The 17,117-nt window shown below is 55.9% G+C and carries 11 protein-coding genes; 4 read left to right on the top strand and 7 right to left on the bottom strand.

Annotated elements, in window-relative coordinates; translation table 11 throughout:
- Positions 1 to 17: 17 nt before the first annotated feature.
- From SIC15_RS05580 to SIC15_RS05560, 5 genes are all read right to left on the bottom strand, one after another.
- Positions 18 to 2,867 (bottom strand): SNF2-related protein, encoded by a 2,850-nt coding sequence (locus SIC15_RS05580; protein WP_412537236.1) that lies wholly within the window; start codon positions 2,865 to 2,867, stop codon positions 18 to 20.
- Positions 2,868 to 3,017: 150 nt separating this feature from the next.
- Positions 3,018 to 3,683: a LuxR C-terminal-related transcriptional regulator gene (locus SIC15_RS05575; protein ID WP_412537235.1), complete on the bottom strand. Its 666-nt coding sequence runs from the start codon at positions 3,681 to 3,683 to the stop codon at positions 3,018 to 3,020.
- A gap of 44 nt (positions 3,684 to 3,727) precedes the next feature.
- Entirely contained in the window at positions 3,728 to 5,677 is a 1,950-nt protein-coding gene (gene acs / locus SIC15_RS05570) for an acetate--CoA ligase (protein ID WP_053114647.1), read from the bottom strand.
- 306 nt (positions 5,678 to 5,983) lie between these two features.
- Positions 5,984 to 7,519, bottom strand: coding sequence for a fatty acyl-CoA reductase (locus tag SIC15_RS05565; protein ID WP_092030262.1), 1,536 nt, complete (start codon positions 7,517 to 7,519; stop codon positions 5,984 to 5,986).
- Positions 7,520 to 7,741: 222 nt separating this feature from the next.
- Positions 7,742 to 9,064 (bottom strand): MinD/ParA family protein, encoded by a 1,323-nt coding sequence (locus SIC15_RS05560; protein ID WP_412537234.1) that lies wholly within the window; start codon positions 9,062 to 9,064, stop codon positions 7,742 to 7,744.
- 206 nt (positions 9,065 to 9,270) lie between these two features.
- On the opposite strand from SIC15_RS05560, the gene SIC15_RS05555 reads away from it, so the two are divergent.
- The 4 genes from SIC15_RS05555 (at position 9,271) to SIC15_RS05540 (ending at position 15,399) form a co-directional block, all read left to right on the top strand.
- Positions 9,271 to 11,256: an HDOD domain-containing protein gene (locus SIC15_RS05555; protein WP_412537233.1), complete on the top strand. Its 1,986-nt coding sequence runs from the start codon at positions 9,271 to 9,273 to the stop codon at positions 11,254 to 11,256.
- Positions 11,257 to 11,280: 24 nt separating this feature from the next.
- Complete coding sequence (locus SIC15_RS05550; RefSeq protein ID WP_412537232.1) at positions 11,281 to 13,455, top strand: EAL domain-containing protein; 2,175 nt, start codon at positions 11,281 to 11,283, stop codon at positions 13,453 to 13,455.
- Positions 13,456 to 13,688: 233 nt separating this feature from the next.
- The gene (locus SIC15_RS05545) at positions 13,689 to 14,342 is read left to right on the top strand and encodes a class I SAM-dependent methyltransferase (protein ID WP_412537593.1); all 654 of its coding nucleotides are present in this window, start codon (positions 13,689 to 13,691) and stop codon (positions 14,340 to 14,342) included.
- Between the two features lie 49 nt (positions 14,343 to 14,391).
- Entirely contained in the window at positions 14,392 to 15,399 is a 1,008-nt protein-coding gene (locus tag SIC15_RS05540; RefSeq protein ID WP_412537231.1) for a DUF2156 domain-containing protein, read from the top strand.
- On the opposite strand, the gene murI is transcribed toward SIC15_RS05540, so the two are convergent.
- Both murI and nudC read right to left on the bottom strand, forming a co-directional pair.
- Positions 15,377 to 16,240: a glutamate racemase gene (gene murI / locus SIC15_RS05535; RefSeq protein WP_412537230.1), complete on the bottom strand. Its 864-nt coding sequence runs from the start codon at positions 16,238 to 16,240 to the stop codon at positions 15,377 to 15,379. The genes SIC15_RS05540 and murI overlap by 23 nt on opposite strands.
- The gene (gene nudC, locus SIC15_RS05530) at positions 16,237 to 17,052 is read right to left on the bottom strand and encodes an NAD(+) diphosphatase (protein WP_305966600.1); all 816 of its coding nucleotides are present in this window, start codon (positions 17,050 to 17,052) and stop codon (positions 16,237 to 16,239) included. The genes murI and nudC overlap by 4 nt, the downstream gene beginning before the upstream one ends.
- Between the last annotated feature and the right edge of the window lie 65 nt (positions 17,053 to 17,117).

Below are 17,117 nucleotides of genomic sequence, written 5' to 3'. Positions count from 1 at the left end.
ATGATTTCTGGCCTGCTTCAGTGGGTGAGTGTCCAGCGGGCGGTAAACAGCGTTTTGATCTCGCGCGTTAGCTCCAGCTTTTCGCTTACCTCGTCCAACAGGCGATCTTCCTCTTGCTCAATGGCTTTTTTGGATTGGTGGTATTCTGCCAGAGCATCGTCGCGCTTGCGCTCCAGTTTACGAAGTTCTTTCTTGGCCTGGATTTTTTCCGCTGTCGAGGCCAGTTGTCTCGCCTCTTTTTTATAGGTTCGTATTTGCTCGTCAAGCTCATCCACGGTGGCCATGAGCGCTTTCCGGCGATCCTGCGCCCAGCGTTCAAGCTTCTCGGATTCCTGCTCCAGATACTGATCCAACTCCGCTTCTGTTTCGGCTTCAGTTTCTTCCATCACCTGCGTCTGCCACTCGGCGAAGAGCCGTTCCGGAATGGCATCAGTGAGAGGCTCTTCACGGGCCGGCACCGACATCAAATGGTCGGCATTCTCAAGGGTCAGTCTGCGGCCGTCGTTCGTTTGCGCAAGTACCACCAGGCGAGTGTTCTGAGTTCGCCCCTTGTTGTAGGTGAACCTTACTTCAAAAGCGGTGAGCGTACCCGATTGGCCAATATAGTCTTTAAGCGCCGCATACTGTCCATGAAGCTGATCATAATGAAACACCAGATGCGCTGGCGCCAGTTTATGGGCCTTGGCCCTGCGCACCAGGTCCCAGGCCAGATAGTGCTCGGTAGCCTGCAAACGGAAAAACTCGGAGTCGTTCTGCTCAGCTAATGGCCAGCTCAAATCATAGCGCTGTTCATTGAGATAGAAGTGGTTGGCATAAAATCTGGCCTCCGGCAACTCAGCTCGAGCCAGATCCATAAGCACCTGCTCGTATTCCTGCAAGAAATCCTTGCTTTGGTCGCGGCGGGTTTTCAGGGCTGACACCACATCACGATCAAAGTTGTTCAGCAGGGCCTCACGGGCAGCCGTCTCTCTCGCGGCCAGCGTCTCCTCCAGAGACTGTTGCAGCTGATCGAACTGGTACTCAATTTCCTGATCGGTACGGCATTTCTGATAGATCTCAAAAATACGGCGCTCAATATCAATACTACCTTCAATCGCTCCGAGTACTTCATCGGAAGCACCAAATACACCCTCAAACAACTTGAGTTTTTGATCAAGAAGCTGGAAAACGCGACGATCGGCCGGGTTTTTGCGGTTTACGAAGTTAACCACCACCACATCGTTCTTCTGGCCGTATCGGTGCACGCGTCCAATACGCTGCTCTACCTTCTGAGGATTCCATGGGAGATCATAATTGATCAGTACGGAACAGAACTGAAGGTTGATACCTTCACCACCGGCTTCGGTGGAAACAAGAATGTCTGCGTTGTTGCTGCGAAACTGATCCACCAGCGCAGCTTTCATATCGGCGGCTTTCGAGCCACTGATACGAGCTGACCCTTTATGTTCTTCCAGCCACTCCTGATAGATATCCCTGGAGCGAGGGTCGTTATTGGAGCCATTCAGCAATACCGTCCTGCCAGCGTAGCCGCTGGCTTCGAGAAGCTCCTGAAGGTATTGCTGAGTTCTGCAAGACTCGGTGAACACCACCGCCTTGCGTTGACCGCCAAGGCGTTCTGTCATGGCAAGGGCTTTTTCCAGCACCGCGAGCAGCGCCTGCCCCTTGGCGTTGCTGGTAATGCTCTTGGCGAGGTCGCGAAACTCACTAAGCTGGGCGATTTCCTGGTTCAGCTTGCTTGAAGACCTGGCTGACCCGTCGTTATTGGCCCCCTCACTGCTCCCATCGCCCTCTTGGTCTTCAGACTCTGCCCAATCGTCGATTTCTTCGATATCAGAAAGCGCTTCCTCGTCAAGCCGCTGCTGCTGTTCGAGGCGGTCAATCATGCCCTTGAGGGTGTCGGCTACGGCAAAGGAAGACGAAGCCAGTATCTTGCGTAAACCCATACTCACCAAATGGCGAGCACGGGGGTTAATCGCCTCGTTATCGGGTCGCTGCAAATACTGGGACAGTTTTTGATACAACGCCCATTCTTCCGGCAATGGTGTGAAGTCTTGAGTGATGGAATAGCGGTTGGTGAAGTTGATACCGCCCTCTTCCTGAACCTGGCGCCGGAGCGTTCGGTGGCATAACGGGCGAATGCGACGTTTAAGATCTTCCAGAGCCTTCTCATCGCGCTGCCGGTTTACGTAGAGCGCCCGAAACGACTTTTCATCACCAAAAAAATGAGGGTCGATGACCTGGCTCAGGCCATAGAGTTCCAGGAGGTTATTCTGGATCGGTGTCGCCGATAGCAGGACCCGGCTTTCTGCGAATTCGGTGGCCTCCACCAGCGCTTTTGCCCTCTTGCTGCCATTGGTCTGATAGAGGTTCCGTAGTTTGTGGGCTTCATCGAAGACAACAAGGTTCCAGCTAACCAATCGCACATAATCACGCTGTCGAGCCGCGTATTCATACGAGCAGATAACTATCCGCTCATTCTGATCGAACGGATTGATCTTTCCCGCTTTTTTGAGGTTTGCAGCAACTTTGCCATCAATGATCACGGATGGCAGCTCAAACTTGTCGCCGAGCTCCTGGCTCCACTGCTTCCGCAATGACGCGGGCACAATCAATAGGATGTTTCGCTTGTTCTCAGCCCATTTCTGCGCCATCACCAGGCTGGCCTCTATGGTCTTACCCAGACCTACTTCGTCAGCCAGCAGCACCCCTTGCTCCAATGGCGATTTAAGTGCAAAGCAGGCAGCGTCAATCTGGTGCGGGTTCATATCCACACGGGCGGAGGCCATGGCCCGGGAGACCTGGTTTTCGATTTTGCCGGATTGGGTTAGCCAGTGGGCAAAATAGGTGCTTTGGTGAGGGGTGAACATCTCCAGTTTTCCTTGTGGACAGAGCGCCAATATAGTTCCCAGCCAACCTACTCTCAAGGGTCATGGCTCTGCAATCAAAGAGATCTGTGTCCCTCAATGAAAAAGGGGTCAGAACCTGGGTTCTGACCCCTTTTTTTCTGGCTGGATACCTCAGTTCCCGGACAACGACTGATCCGAAGGATCGATCTCCATCTGCTGAATCGCAATCACCGCCTGGGTCCGGTTCCGAACCCCAAGCTTCCGGAACACCGCAGTGATATGAGCCTTGATGGTCGCTTCGGAAACATCCAGATCATAGGCGATCTGTTTGTTCAGAAGTCCCTCGGCCAACATACCCAGCACCCGGAACTGTTGAGGCGTCAGCGATGCCAGCTTCTCGGAAAAGTCGGTGGCATCTGAATGCATTCGCTCGATCTTGTCGGCCACTCCCTGCGGCAACCAGACGTCGCCTTCCAGAACCGCCTGAATCGCCTCGGTAATGGTTGGCAGCGGCGCCGACTTCGGTATGAAACCGGAAGCACCGTAGTCAATCGAGCGACGCATTACCTGCAATTCCTCGGATCCTGACACAACCACCACCGGCAGCCCCGGGTACTGGCCTCGCATGAAGACGAGCCCCGAGAAGCCGTGGGCACCCGGCATATTGAGATCCAGCAGAACCAGATCCGCATCCGGGTGCGAATCTACCGCCGCCTGCAGTGCCTTGATGCTGTCGACTTCCACCGTCTCGGCATCGGGCACCGCCTGACTGACCGCCTGCTTCAATGCTGCGCGAAACAGCGGGTGATCATCAGCGACGATAATTGTTTGTGCCATTCAACAGATTCCTTACAGGTACATGGCCTGGTAACACACAGGCGTTACTGGTTCGCACGACCGCTGATCAGGTCATCGACTACACCCGGATCTGCCAGCGTAGAGGTATCACCCAACTGGTCGTGCTCGTTAGCGGCAATCTTACGCAAAATACGCCGCATAATCTTGCCAGAACGCGTTTTAGGCAGTCCAGGTGCCCACTGGATCACATCTGGAGAGGCGATGGGGCCAATCTCCTTGCGCACCCACTGGACAAGCTCTTTCTTCAGCTCGTCAGAAGGTTCCTGTCCATGTACCAGGGTTACATAGACATAGATGCCCTGACCCTTGATGTCATGCGGATAGCCAACAACGGCAGCTTCTGCGACCTTCTCGTGGGAAACCAGGGCGCTTTCGACTTCGGCGGTACCCAGACGGTGACCTGACACGTTCAGAACATCGTCGACACGACCTGTGATCCAGTAGTAGCCGTCTTCATCGCGACGGGCGCCGTCACCGGTAAAGTACATGCCCTTGTAAGTGCTGAAATAGGTCTGAGCGAAACGCTCGTGATCCCCATAGATCGTCCGCATCTGGCCCGGCCAGCTGTCCAGGATGACGAGGTTACCCTCGGTCTTGCCCTCAAGGATGTTGCCGTCATTGTCTACCAGTGCCGGCTGAACACCGAAGAACGGCACCGTGGCTGAGCCGGGTTTCAGATCAATCGCGCCCGGCAGCGGGGAAATCAGGATGCCACCGGTTTCAGTCTGCCACCAGGTATCCACGATGGGGCACTTGCTGTTGCCGATAACCCGGTGGTACCACTCCCAGGCTTCGGGGTTGATCGGCTCGCCCACGGAGCCCAGCAGTTTCAGGCTTTCACGGGTAGTGCCGTTCATGCAGGACTCGCCTTCCGCCATCAGGGCACGAATTGCGGTCGGAGCGGTGTACAGGATGTTGACCTTGTGCTTGTCGACAACCTGCCCCATACGAGAACTGTCCGGATAGTTGGGCACACCCTCGAACAGAACGGTGATGGCACCGTTAGCCAGCGGGCCGTACAGGATATAGCTGTGGCCTGTGACCCAGCCGAAATCGGCAGTACACCAGTACACGTCGCCTTCATGATAATCGAACACGTACTCGTGGGTCATGGAGGCATAGACCATGTAGCCACCGGTGGTATGCAGAACGCCCTTGGGCGCACCAGTGGAACCCGAGGTATACAGCATGAACAGCGGATCTTCGGCGTTCATCGGCTCTGGCTGGCAGTCGGCAGAGGCGGACTTCATCAGGTCTTCGTAACGCTCGTCGCGGGCGTCATTCCAGGGCACTTCGGAATTGCCGGTCCGGGTAACAACCACCACCTTCTCGACATTGGCGGCATCTTCATTCTTCAGGGCCGCGTCCACGTTCTTCTTCAGCGGAATCTTGCGGCCGCCACGAACGCCTTCGTCAGCGGTGACTACGAAGCGGGATTTGCCGTTCACAATCCGGGCACCAAGCGCTTCCGGAGAAAAACCGCCGAACACCACGGAGTGAATCGCGCCGATACGTGCGCAGGCCAGCATGGCGACGGCTGTCTCAACAATCATCGGCATGTAAATGGTGACAACATCACCCTTCTTCACGCCCAGACCTTTAAGGACGTTGGCGAACTTGCTGGTTTCCTCGTGCAGTTCGCGATAGGTCACGTTGCGTGAATCGGCGGGATCATCGCCTTCAAAGATGATGGCTGTCTGGTCGCCGCGCTTTTCCAAATGACGGTCCAGGCAGTTGGCTGAGGCATTCAACTGGCCATCTTCGAACCATTTGATGGACAGATTGTTGTAATCGTAGGTCGTGTTTTTCACCTTGGTGTAAGGCTTGATCCACTCAAGGCGCTTGCCGTGCTCACCCCAGAAGGTATCCGGGTCTTCGACTGACTGACGATACATTTCTTCATACTGTTCCCGGTTCAGAAGGGCCTGTTTGGCCACTTCCGGGCTTACCGGATATACCTGTTTACCAGTCATTGTGCTCCCCCTTTAGTCAGAGTCTGTTGTCATTGTCGGTTTTGGAATTCAGACGTTGAGGCCTCTCCGGCCCTTTAGACGGATAGTGGTAGTTCACCATGCTAGCCACTACACAATGAATTAGACTAACGTCCTAATCCGCCTGAACTTTTAGCCCAAAAAGGTCGGTAACCCGCAAGAAAACAACGGTAAATTGCGCCGAACGAGAAGCTTTTTAAAGGATAGTTGGATTGGAGCCGATGGCAAACCCGGGAAGGAAACGACCACGCATAAAAAAGCCCGGTCGTTGCGACCGGGCTCCTGGGTTCACGCTGCCTTTTTTCGGGCCTTGGCAGAGCGCAGGCTGTAAACCTTGCGCTCCTTGAGGGCGTATCGGTTCAGGCCTGCCAGGTGGATCTTGCGCAGATAGACCGACCAGTCAATCTGGCGGGCATCTACCGGGAACAGCACCTTGTCCAGCTCACCCATCCTCGATGCCAGGGCCAGCAGATCATCATTCCTGAAGATATAGTCTGGCGCGGTGTAGAAACCGAAAATGGTCGCCAGCGAGCGTGTCGTGTCCAGATTCCGGAGCACTTTCAACTCGCGATTCTGGCCCAGCATGCGCAGAACCTTCCCGGTAATGCTCAGTGGAATGCGCACCCCACCTACGACGGCATCGAAAAGTCTGCGATTGACTGCAATGAAGGGTTTGGTCGGCTGTCGGTAGAACAGCTGATCGTATTCGGCGAAGTTGGCTTTGGATTCCGCCATAAGGTGGTCAATAAACTGCCCAAGGGAAACCGGGTTGGAGCTGCCACTGCAACACTGGTAAATCCGGTGACGTGGCGAATCAGCAACGGCTTCAGCCGCCGCCAGGATGATGGCATTGGCCACCAGATCCACGGGAATAACATCGATGACCCCAGCGCGTTTGCCAGGGAAGAGCGTAACCTTCTCGCGGGCATACGCAAGGATAATGGCATCCGCCACCTTCACGCCTTCAATCCAGCCTGGCGCGGGTTCCTCGAGTGCACTTTCAATAATGGATGGGCGCACAATGGTCAGTGCCCGCCCGGACAGGGCCTTGAGCAGGAGTTGCTCACCGAGCCACTTGGTAAAGGTATAGGTATCACTCCAGCCATAATGGTTGGCTTCACGGATGCCAAGGTCCACCAGCTTCTTTTCCAGTGCCTTGCCGGAGTATCGGGAACGCACGTCCGCTATCTTGTCCTCCAGCAGCCGGACAAGTTCTTCGATCTCATAGTAACCTTCAGTGCTCCGGGGTATGGCCTCACCTGCCGGCTTGATCACGGTCTCCGTGATCTGTCCGGAATTCATGCCGTTTACATAGCAGGTGGAAACCTGCAGCACCGCCAGCGACTTGTTCTGTCGCGCAAGCTCGGCCACGTTGTCGAGGCAACGGGTATTGATGGCAAGCGCTTTATCGAGCTCTTCCCGGAAGTTCACACTGGCTGCGGAGTTGACAACCACATCGATGCCGCCAGCCAGCTTTCGGAAACGGTCAGCGGACAGACCAAACAAAGGCTCGGTCACTTCCCCGGTTACGCAATGCACACGATCTTCAATAAAAGTTTCGAAAGCCTCGTTGTCGTCCTGGCGAAGACGATCGAAGACTGACGACGTGGCGATCTCCTCAAAAAAACGATCCCGCGCATCGGGGTGACGTTTGTTTCCACGGATCAGCAGATGAATGCCGCCTATGTCCGGAACGGCGCGAATGAGCTTTTCCAGAACCACCTTGCCGAGAAAGCCCGTGGTGCCGGTAATCAGAACGTGCTTGCCCCGGAGCCGCTCAAGTACTTTTGATGACGCCTCGGGATTCAGCTGCTGTGTTGCCATGGGAGAACTCCTTCTCATTTCAATTCGTTGTCGCCGCATACCCGCCAACCAGAGGAAAGTTTGCGAATCAGATTCGACAGATGTGCTGCATATTGCGGGCCACGATTCAGATTTGTGCTCAATCCTTGCACAACTTTGGTGACAGAGCGGTGACACACAGCAAACTTACGCTACAAAAAGTGTAAAAAAAATGACGGAAAAGAAGGTAGGTTTTTCTGCCTATCAGGAGCTGCTTTGGTCATTGCCGGAGAGAGATCGCAAGAGCTGATCCAGCGAGATATCTGCAGGCTGTTCCTTCAGTATGCGCACCAGACGATCCTGCTCACCAAAGCTGATGCGATCGTAAAACGGCTCGCGGAGGACGGATTGGGGCGGCTCGGCAGGCTCCGCTTTATGTTCGAGGGGTGAAATCTGGTCCGCCAGCTCGCGAAGATGAATGGCCAGATGATTCTTTCGCTCGGGGCTGAGACTCTCCCACTGGAACGACCCGAGACCGGTTTGCACAATCTCGACGGCATCACTGTCCAGCGTGCTCCCCAGCAGTGCAAAAAGACGGGTAAATGCTTCATAACGCAGCATAGGATCGATCGGCCCCGCATTAAAAACAGACTCAATCTCACCCACGGCCTGCAGGCACCGATGCTTCAGCGATGGCGTCTCGTTCCCGGTTTGAGGTTCGGGCTTGCCCAACGCTTTCGGATTTGCCGATTCCCTTTTTGACACCTTATGCCAGTAAGCCGCAATGCCTGCCTTTCGCCTGGGCAGCTGGGAAAGCCTCACGTCCAGCATGTCGGCAAGGGTGTGGAACTGTCGGCATGAGGGGTCCGACACAGGCAGAAGCGCGACAGGCTTCTGGTTGAGAACCGACTGGCGAAGGGTCTCGTCGCGCCAGATGCCACCCATGTAGTGGAGCGAGATCCCCAGGTGGCGCTGGGCAGCGGCATCCAGACGCTGGAAGACGGACCTAGCCTGGCTGGCCCCCTGGGCCATATTCACAAGAATGCTAGGTATCCGATTGTAGCCCCTGCGCCTGAGCACCTTGATCAGCGAGAAGGCGTCCGTCAGGGACGCGGGATCCGGGGTCACCACCATACAAGCCAGTTCTGTTGCGGCAATCATATGGAGCCCGGCAGCCTGCAGGCCGGCAGCGGTATCGGTAATGACGTAATCGTAACGATTTTCCAGGTTATAGAGTGCCCGCAGGATTCGAAGGCTCTCGGTCGGCCCCATGTCCATGCACTCCTGGACACCGGAGGCCCCTGGTACAATGTGCAGCCCGTAATCGGTCTCAAGGATGACGTCCTCCAGACGACACTCTCCGGCCATCACATTGGCAAGGGTTTTTCTCGGGTACAGGCCAACCATGATGCTGACATTGGCAAGGTCGGTGTCGCCATCCAGCAACAAAACCCGGTTATCCTGCCTTGCCAGGGTGAGCGCAAGATTCAGGGCGACCGAGGTCTTACCCACCCCACCTTTACCGCCAGCAATTGCGATGGTGCGGGGTTGGTTCGGATTGTGCTTGACAGGTTCTCTGGCGTTCATCACCGGTAATCTAGGTCCCTGATTTTTCGGTTTTCAGTATTTTAACCTGTAAAAATTCTACACATATCACGAATCAGATAATATATTGCTTAAAAAAAGAGCAATAAGTATTTAATAACGACGGATTATTGTCTAAGCTCTTTTCGGACAATAAGAATGAACGCTCCGTCAGATACTGACTTTTTCGTCGCACGGCAGGTAAGCCTATGCACATCGCGCCTGATCTACAGCTACCGAGTCTACCGGAGGTGACCCTGCGGGCGCTCGATGCATGCCATCAGGACGAGAGCTACCGAAAAATCAGCGAAATTGTCTCTGCCGATACGGCGCTGGTGGCTCGCATACTGGCACTGGCCAATTCCGCCCTTTACGGGCCCTCTACCCCCATTCGATCGGTTGACCAGGCACTCCTCAGACTCGGCACCCGCCGTTTTCACACTCTGGTTCTGACCGCAGCCCTGAGACAGCTGCTGTTCGAGCTGGGCGGCGAGGAATGGCAGCAACTCAGAGACTTCTGGCGCCACTCGCTGACTACCGCACTAACCGCCCGGGCGTTGGCAACCCTTACCCGGTATCCGGAGCCAGACGAAGCCTTCATGCTGGGCATGCTGCACAACATCGGCGAACTGATCGCTATTAAAACGCCAGCCACCGAGGCGAAGCAACACTATCTTGATCACCAGTCAGACATTGCCGCCGAACTCGTGGCCTCCTGGGGCCTGGGCCCCATGGCAGCCGATGCCATGCGTTATCAGCAGGCGCTGCCCTCGGAACTCAGGGATGCCGGCCACCTGGTGAAGCTGATCAGTCTCGCAACCCGCCTGGCTCTGTCCGATGCCGCCGGCATTGCAGCGGCAGGCACGGTATTCGGGCTCAACGAAGAACTGACCCGTGAAATCAACCGCCGCATCGGTCATGAAGTCTCGGGCATGGCGGCCTCCATGGGAATCCCGCTGGACGAGGATTACTGTGGCGAAAGCGCCTCAAGGCAGCTGAAACAGACCATTCTTCGTCAAGCCATGGCGAACCAGGCCATCAACCTGGCCGACCTGACCGGTGAAACCGAAGATATTCTCGCCGAAACCGTCAACAGCCTTACCCTGATCACAGGCCTTCCGGCACTGTGCTTTGGGCACACGGGAGACAATCTCGTGCTCCTGTCCGGCACCATTGGCGACATCCCCGAACTTGCGGTAACTGCCAAGCCAGGCGGGAGTGTTCTCACGGAAGCTTTTATTTCCGGGCTGCCAGTCAGCCTTGGGGAACGTTCACCCACGGTACTGGACCGTCAGTTACTCTCGCTATTACACACACCGTCACTGCTGGCCGTGCCGGTGAAGGGCGGCGACGATTGCCCGGGCGTCTTCGCCCTGGGAACCGACAACGACCATCTACCGACGACTCTGGAACTGGCTGATATCTTTACCCGCCAGCTGTCCTCCGTGCTGGCAAACCGAAATCTTGCGACCGCCAGCGCAGAGGCCGGATCAGAAGGGCTGGATCAGGAAATAGCCCGAGAACGGCTGCGCAAACAGGTGCACGAGGTCAGCAACCCGCTTACCATCATCAGACAATACATTTATCAGCTCCGTGGCAGGCTCGAGGATGCCGGTGTCCAGCAGGAACTGGACGTCATTCGGGATGAGCTGGACCGGGCCGGTAACCTTTTGCTGCAAATGAGTCATACTGACGCCGTGGGATCGGGTGATGAAGGAGTTGAGCTCAATACTGAGCTGGAAAGTCTCGCACGTATTCTTGAAGATAGCCTGTTCAGCTCCGGGAACCGAAATCTGAAGCTATCACTGTGCAGCGAACCAACACGGGTTGCGGCCAGCACCACCCGGATTCGCCAGGTAGTGATCAACCTGGTTCGTAACGCTGCGGAGAGCCTACCCGAGGATAGTGGCACTGTTGAAATTCATACCGCTTCTCCAGTGTGGCAGAATCATCGCACCTGGGTTGAGCTGGAAATCAAAGATACAGGTAGAGGAATACCCGGTGAAATACGGGACACCCTGTTCTCACCGGTAAAAACCACAAAGGGAGAAGGCCACAGCGGTTTGGGCCTGAGTATTGTGAAGCAGCTAGTCGATGACATGGAGGGCATCATAGCTTGTCGGACGGGGCAGGAAGGCACCACCTTCAGGATTCTGCTACCGACGGCCAGCCATAAAAAGAACGAGACAGACTGACGCACAAACGACGGATACAGACCGATGGCACCTGAACAAACTGATCAGCCTTTCAGTCACGGGTTAACGGCACGGATACTGGTAGCGGACGATGAACCTCGCCTGCTGAATACGCTGGCTTCGCTGTTGCGCAACCGGGGCTACGAGGTTGCAGAAGCACACGGTGGTCGAAAAGCCTGTGACCTGATTGATCAGGAACCATTCGATCTGGCGCTATTGGATCTCCGGATGCCAGAGGTCAACGGCTTCGATGTCATGGCCCACCTTGCCAATGGGCAACCGGATTGCGGAGTGATTGTGGTCAGCGGCGAAAGCTCTTTCAGCGCCGTAAGCCGAGCCCTTCGCCGGGGCGCCCTGGACTACATTCGCAAACCCTTCGATCCTGAAGAGCTGCTGGCCACCGTTGAGAGTGTTATCGGAAAGAAGTCTCTGCTCGAAGCCCACGAGCACATACAGATGCGGCTCGAGAAATCAGAGGCCCTGCATCGCTACATCGTAAACAGCTCCCCCGACATCGTTTTCATGCTCGATCAGGACGGCCACTTCTGCTTTGTGAACAGCAAGGTCGAGAGCCTGCTCGGATACCAGCCTGCGGAACTCTGTGGCCAACACTTCCGACACATCCTGGATGACCGTGACGTGACCCGGGGAACCCTGGCGCTCAAGGGCCCCAACATCACCGCGGACAACCCCAGGACCCTCGAGGTTCGCCTGAAGACCCGGGGCAGCCGCCGGGCAACCCGACACTTCGAGATAACCGCCTTTCCAATCGATCCGCAAACCTGGCCCCATTCAGGATCCACCCAGGGCGGCGGAAATGGCAATGGCGCGCGCTATTACGGCACCGCCCGTGATGTCACCGAGCGAAAGGAAGCCGAAGCATTCATCAATTTCCAGGCCTATCACGACCTGCTGACGCGCCTGCCAAACCGGGCCCTTTTCAAGGACCGTCTCGAGCTTGCGATCACCCACGCCAAACGTGGCGGTCAGAAACTCGCCGTGATGTTCCTGGATCTGGACCGTTTCAAGGTCATCAACGATACCCTCGGCCACGCCATGGGTGATCGATTGCTGCAGGCGGTAACCCACCGTCTTGAAAAATGTCTGCGCAAGGGCGATACCCTGTCCCGCTTCGGTGGCGACGAATTCACCCTGCTACTGCCCTCGATCCACAATCACGAAGATGCCAGACAGATCGCCAAGAAGCTGATCGATGCCCTCAGGGCGCCTTTTCAACTGGGTGATCACGAGGTGTTCGTGGGTGTGAGTATCGGTATCGCCATCTTCCCGGAAGCCGGCGAATCCATGGATCAGCTCATCCAGAACGCCGACATTGCCATGTATCACGTTAAAGGCAAGGGCAAGGACGGTTACCGCTTTTATTCCGACAGCATGAGTATCGATACAGCCAACCGTCTTAACCTGGAGCGGGATTTGCGCCTGGCTCTGGAGCGGGACGAGTTGAGGGTGTTTTACCAACCCCAGGTGTGCTCCACAACCAATCGGGTAGTCGGCCTCGAGGCCCTGGTAAGGTGGCAGCACCCCGAACGCGGACTTCTCTACCCCAGAGACTTTCTGCCCCTGGCAGAAGAAACCAAGCTGATTGGCCAGCTCAGCGAACGGGTTCTTAATCAGGCCTGCGAGGATGTTGGCCAATGGATCCGGGCCGGCCATGCGGACCTCCGGCTGGCAGTCAACCTGTCACCCATCCAGGTCGAGCACCCGCGATTTGTGGAAACCCTCATGCAGCAGGTAAAGGCTCACAACTTCCCGGCCGGCAACCTGGAAATCGAAATCACTGAAAACGTGATCATGAACGATCTTGAGCAGATCTCCCAGAAACTCCGTGAACTGGCAGCTCTTGGTGTCCGGATAGCGATAGACGATTTTGGCACAGGTTATTCCTCCCTGAATTACCTTCACCGTTTGCCCATCCACACCCTCAAGGTTGACCAGTCTTTCGTGAAAGCCATCCGCAGCGGCGAAGACGGCGCGTGTATCGTGAATGCCATCGTCGCCATGGCTCACGGGCTGAAGCTGGAGATTGTTGCTGAAGGCGTGGAAACCGACGAGCAACTGGAATACCTTCGAGGCCTGGGCTGCCATCAGGTTCAGGGCTTTTTCTATGGCCCTGCCAGGCCAGCCGTCGAAATTTCCAGAACCCTGGGCACCATACGAGCCAAAGCCGTATCATTCTGATAGACGATTATTTATTGTCTGACACTCCGATATAAAACCGCGATCTGGTTTGCAAAGTATTGCAGTACGTTACTTTGTGTATCCGGAAATGCGCATTACTGCACATATTTCTCCCACCCTGTTCTCTAAGCTCGATTCCATAGGCGCTGATCACCGGAATGTCCGACATTCTCGGACCAATAACGACAAAAACGGTGACGGCATCCAAGGAACAAGAACAGGCAGCAGTCATCATGCGCGACAAGTACAAGTACATTGGTCCCGTCTACGATTTCCTGAGCAACCTTTACAGCGGTAAAAACATTCACCGCTGCAAGACAGCGATGCTGGACGTTGAAACCGTGCAGCCAGGGGACAAAATACTGTTTGCCGGGGTCGGCCACGGTCGGGATGCCATTCGGGCCGCCGAGCTGGGCGCCGATGTAACCGTGGTGGACCTTTCCGAAACCATGCTGAGAAAGTTTGCCGAGGCTCAGGAAAAGGAAGCCCCGCACCTTACTATCCGTCGCATCCACAGCGACATCATGAAGGTGGATGAGTTTGAACAGTACGACATGGTGGTGGCCAACTTTTTCCTCAACGTATTCGACGAAGACATGATGGTCCGGGTCCTCGAGCATCTGATACACCTGGGCAAAGCAGACGCCCGCGTGGTTGTTGGCGACTTTTCCTACCCCACGGGCAACCTGCTTTCCCGAATGTTCAAAAAGCTCTACTGGTACATGGCAGTCTTCATCTTCTGGCTGTTCGCCAACAACGCCTTCCACAAAATCTATAACTATCCCGAGCACATGCAGCGCCTGGGCCTTCAGGTCACCGACAAGAAGCACTTCAAGCTTCTGAACATGAACTGCTACTGGTCCATTCTCGGACGCAAACAGGCCTGATTACCTTCGCTAGAGAGTCACCCAACAAAAACAAACAGGGAGCAGCAGCATGTCGGATCAGATCCTCGCACTGGACAGGGTTGGCACACTGGAAAGCGGCTCATTCACGTTTACCGAGCGGGTCGGATTCCTGAAGAAGTACGGAACCCACTCCCAGTCGTTCTCGACGCTGCAGCCGGGCATGCAGTATTTCGATGTACCGGGCATGGGCTACATCGCCTACATGCGCAAATGGGGTGCGACCTTCGTGCTCTCTGATCCGGTCTGTGCCCCGGAAGATTTTGGCAGCCTGCTGGAGAGCTTTCACCAGAAATTTCCCAATGCCAGCTACATACAGGTATCCAAGCCTGTGGTCGATTTTCTCCATCTGCGCTTCGGCCTTTACGGCACACAGTTCGGCAGCGAGTCCCGCATTGATTTGAGCAAGTGGTCCCTAAGCGGAAAGAAGAAACAGATTCTCAGGACCGCACTGAACCAGGCTGAGAAAAACGGCATCACCGTCAAGGAACGGTTCAGCGACGACCACACCCGGGAGATCTCCGAAGCCTGGATTCGAACCCGGAAATGCAAAAGCAATGAAATCCGTTTTCTGATCCGTCCCATGGAAATGGACTATCGGGAAAACGAACGGCATTTCTACGCCTACCAGGACGGCAAAGCCGCCGGGTTCATTTATTTCGACCCGATCTATCGGAATAACGAGATCATCAGCTATGTGCCCAACATTTCCCGGGCCAATGCCGATTTCCGCCAGGGCATTTTCTATACCCTTATGGCCCATGCGATGGAAGTGTTCAGGGCCGAGGGCGTGCCCTATCTCGATCTGGGCCTGATTCCCCTGTCACTGGATTCGGCGACGGAACATCAGGAGAGCCGGCTGCTGAAGCGCCTTTTGCACGGAGTCTATGAGAAGGGTAATTTCCTGTACAACTTCAAGGGCCTGGAATTCACCAAGTCGCGTTTCCGGGGCGAGAATTTCAAGACCTACTGTTGTCACAAGCGATCGATCCCGGCGCTGGAATTCTTCGCCATGTTCAAGCTGACCCGGTTGCTGTAGCCCCCGGTGCTCCGCCGGGCCAGCCTTCATTGAGCTCTTTGAGCGCCAGTCCAAGCCCCGTCATGAAGGCTGTGATTCCGTCAGGCGCCGACCCTGAAAACAAAGCTGCGATCACGGGAGGCTCCCCTTCCCTGCAGATCTGGTCTTCAGCCAACGCACGTTGCCCCTCCTGATCCAGCAGCCAGGCCACTCGCCGTGCAATAGCCTCTCCCGAGTCGACCCAGAAACGAACCGACGGCAAACTCTGCTTCAGGCTCTCCAGCAACAGTGGATAATGAGTGCAGCCGAGAACCACCGTGTCCACATCCTCTTCCCGGAAAGGCTTCATTGCCTCGTTCAGCTCCTCAAAAGGAACCTCGATACCAGAAACCAGGTCTTCCGCCCAGCGTACCAACCCCGGATGGCCTATACGTTCTACCCGGCAATCGCCGGCAAATTCCTCGACCAGCCTGTCGAGGTATGGTCTGCGAACTGTTGCCGGTGTTGCCAACAACCCCAGCCGCCGGTTAATCGTCTTTGCCGCCGCCGGCTTGATGGCGGGCACTACACCCACAACCGGCACCTTTGTCATGGCCCTCAAATGGGGTAAAACCACCGTGCTGGCCGTATTACAGGCCACCACGATAACGTCCGACGGGTAAAGCGCCAGGGCTGAATTAATCAGTGCGCAACAGCGATCAATCACGACTGTTTCGGATTTGTCGCCGTAGGGGAAGCCTGCGTTATCCGCCAGGTAGACGAGCTCCAGCCCGGGCAAATGCCGGTGAATACAGGCTGCGACGCTCAGCCCACCCACGCCGGAGTCGAACACCAATACCCTTCGAGGTCCCTGCTCGTTCAAACCGGAATGCCTCCCCGGGAAATCTCATTTTCCATGGCCCGGATAAGGCGGCCAGAAATCGTGGTTTCCGGCGGCACCGGTGGCGTATCACCGGGCAGGAACCAGTCAGCATCGGCAAGTTCGTCTTCCTGGAGTACCAGTTCCCCTCCCGCGTAGTCGGCAAAGAAGCCGACCATCAGCTGATGGGGGAATGGCCAGGGTTGCGAGGCGTGATAGCGGATGTTGGTGACATCCAGTCCGGTCTCCTCTTTCACCTCACGGTGCACGGCGCCCTCAAGACTTTCCCCCGGCTCGACAAATCCGGCAATGAGGCTGTAAAAGTGCCGCTTGACCCTTGAGGACCTAGCGAGCAAAAACCGATCCTCCCTGCGTATAACCACGATCACGCAGGGCGCCAACCTCGGATACCAGGGAAGGCCGCAAGGGTCGCACCATTTGGCCCGTTCCCGGGGATGAAAACCGGTTTCCTGTCCACAGCGGCCGCAATACCGGTGGTCTCGCCACCACTGCCAGACCTGGAAGCCGGTACTGAGCATATCCGCAGGCGCGTCGCTCAGCATCAGCAAAGCATCCCGAAGCGGAATCACCTCCTGGTCACCAAGACCAGACTCCGGTAATTCGGTAACAAACAGGTCCCGGCCGTCGTAGCTGCCCAGTGACACTGACTCGGGCAACCCGCCCTCGAAAAGATCGCTGTCGCCGGAATGCAGCCAGCCGTTTTCAGCCTTGACCACTCCAGACCCCGACAAGGCGAGGATCAGATCGGTTTTTTCTGGCCGCCGGGTCGTCCAGCCGGGTATCCACTGAGTCATTGCGACCACCATTCGATGAATCAACTGGGTGATAAAAAGATGAGTCCGAAATGTACCACATTGCT

Source organism: Marinobacter sp. MIT932201 (assembly GCF_047123295.1).
GTDB classification, from domain to species: domain Bacteria; phylum Pseudomonadota; class Gammaproteobacteria; order Pseudomonadales; family Oleiphilaceae; genus Marinobacter; species Marinobacter salsuginis.
This window is presented reverse-complemented; position numbering and strand designations above follow the sequence as displayed.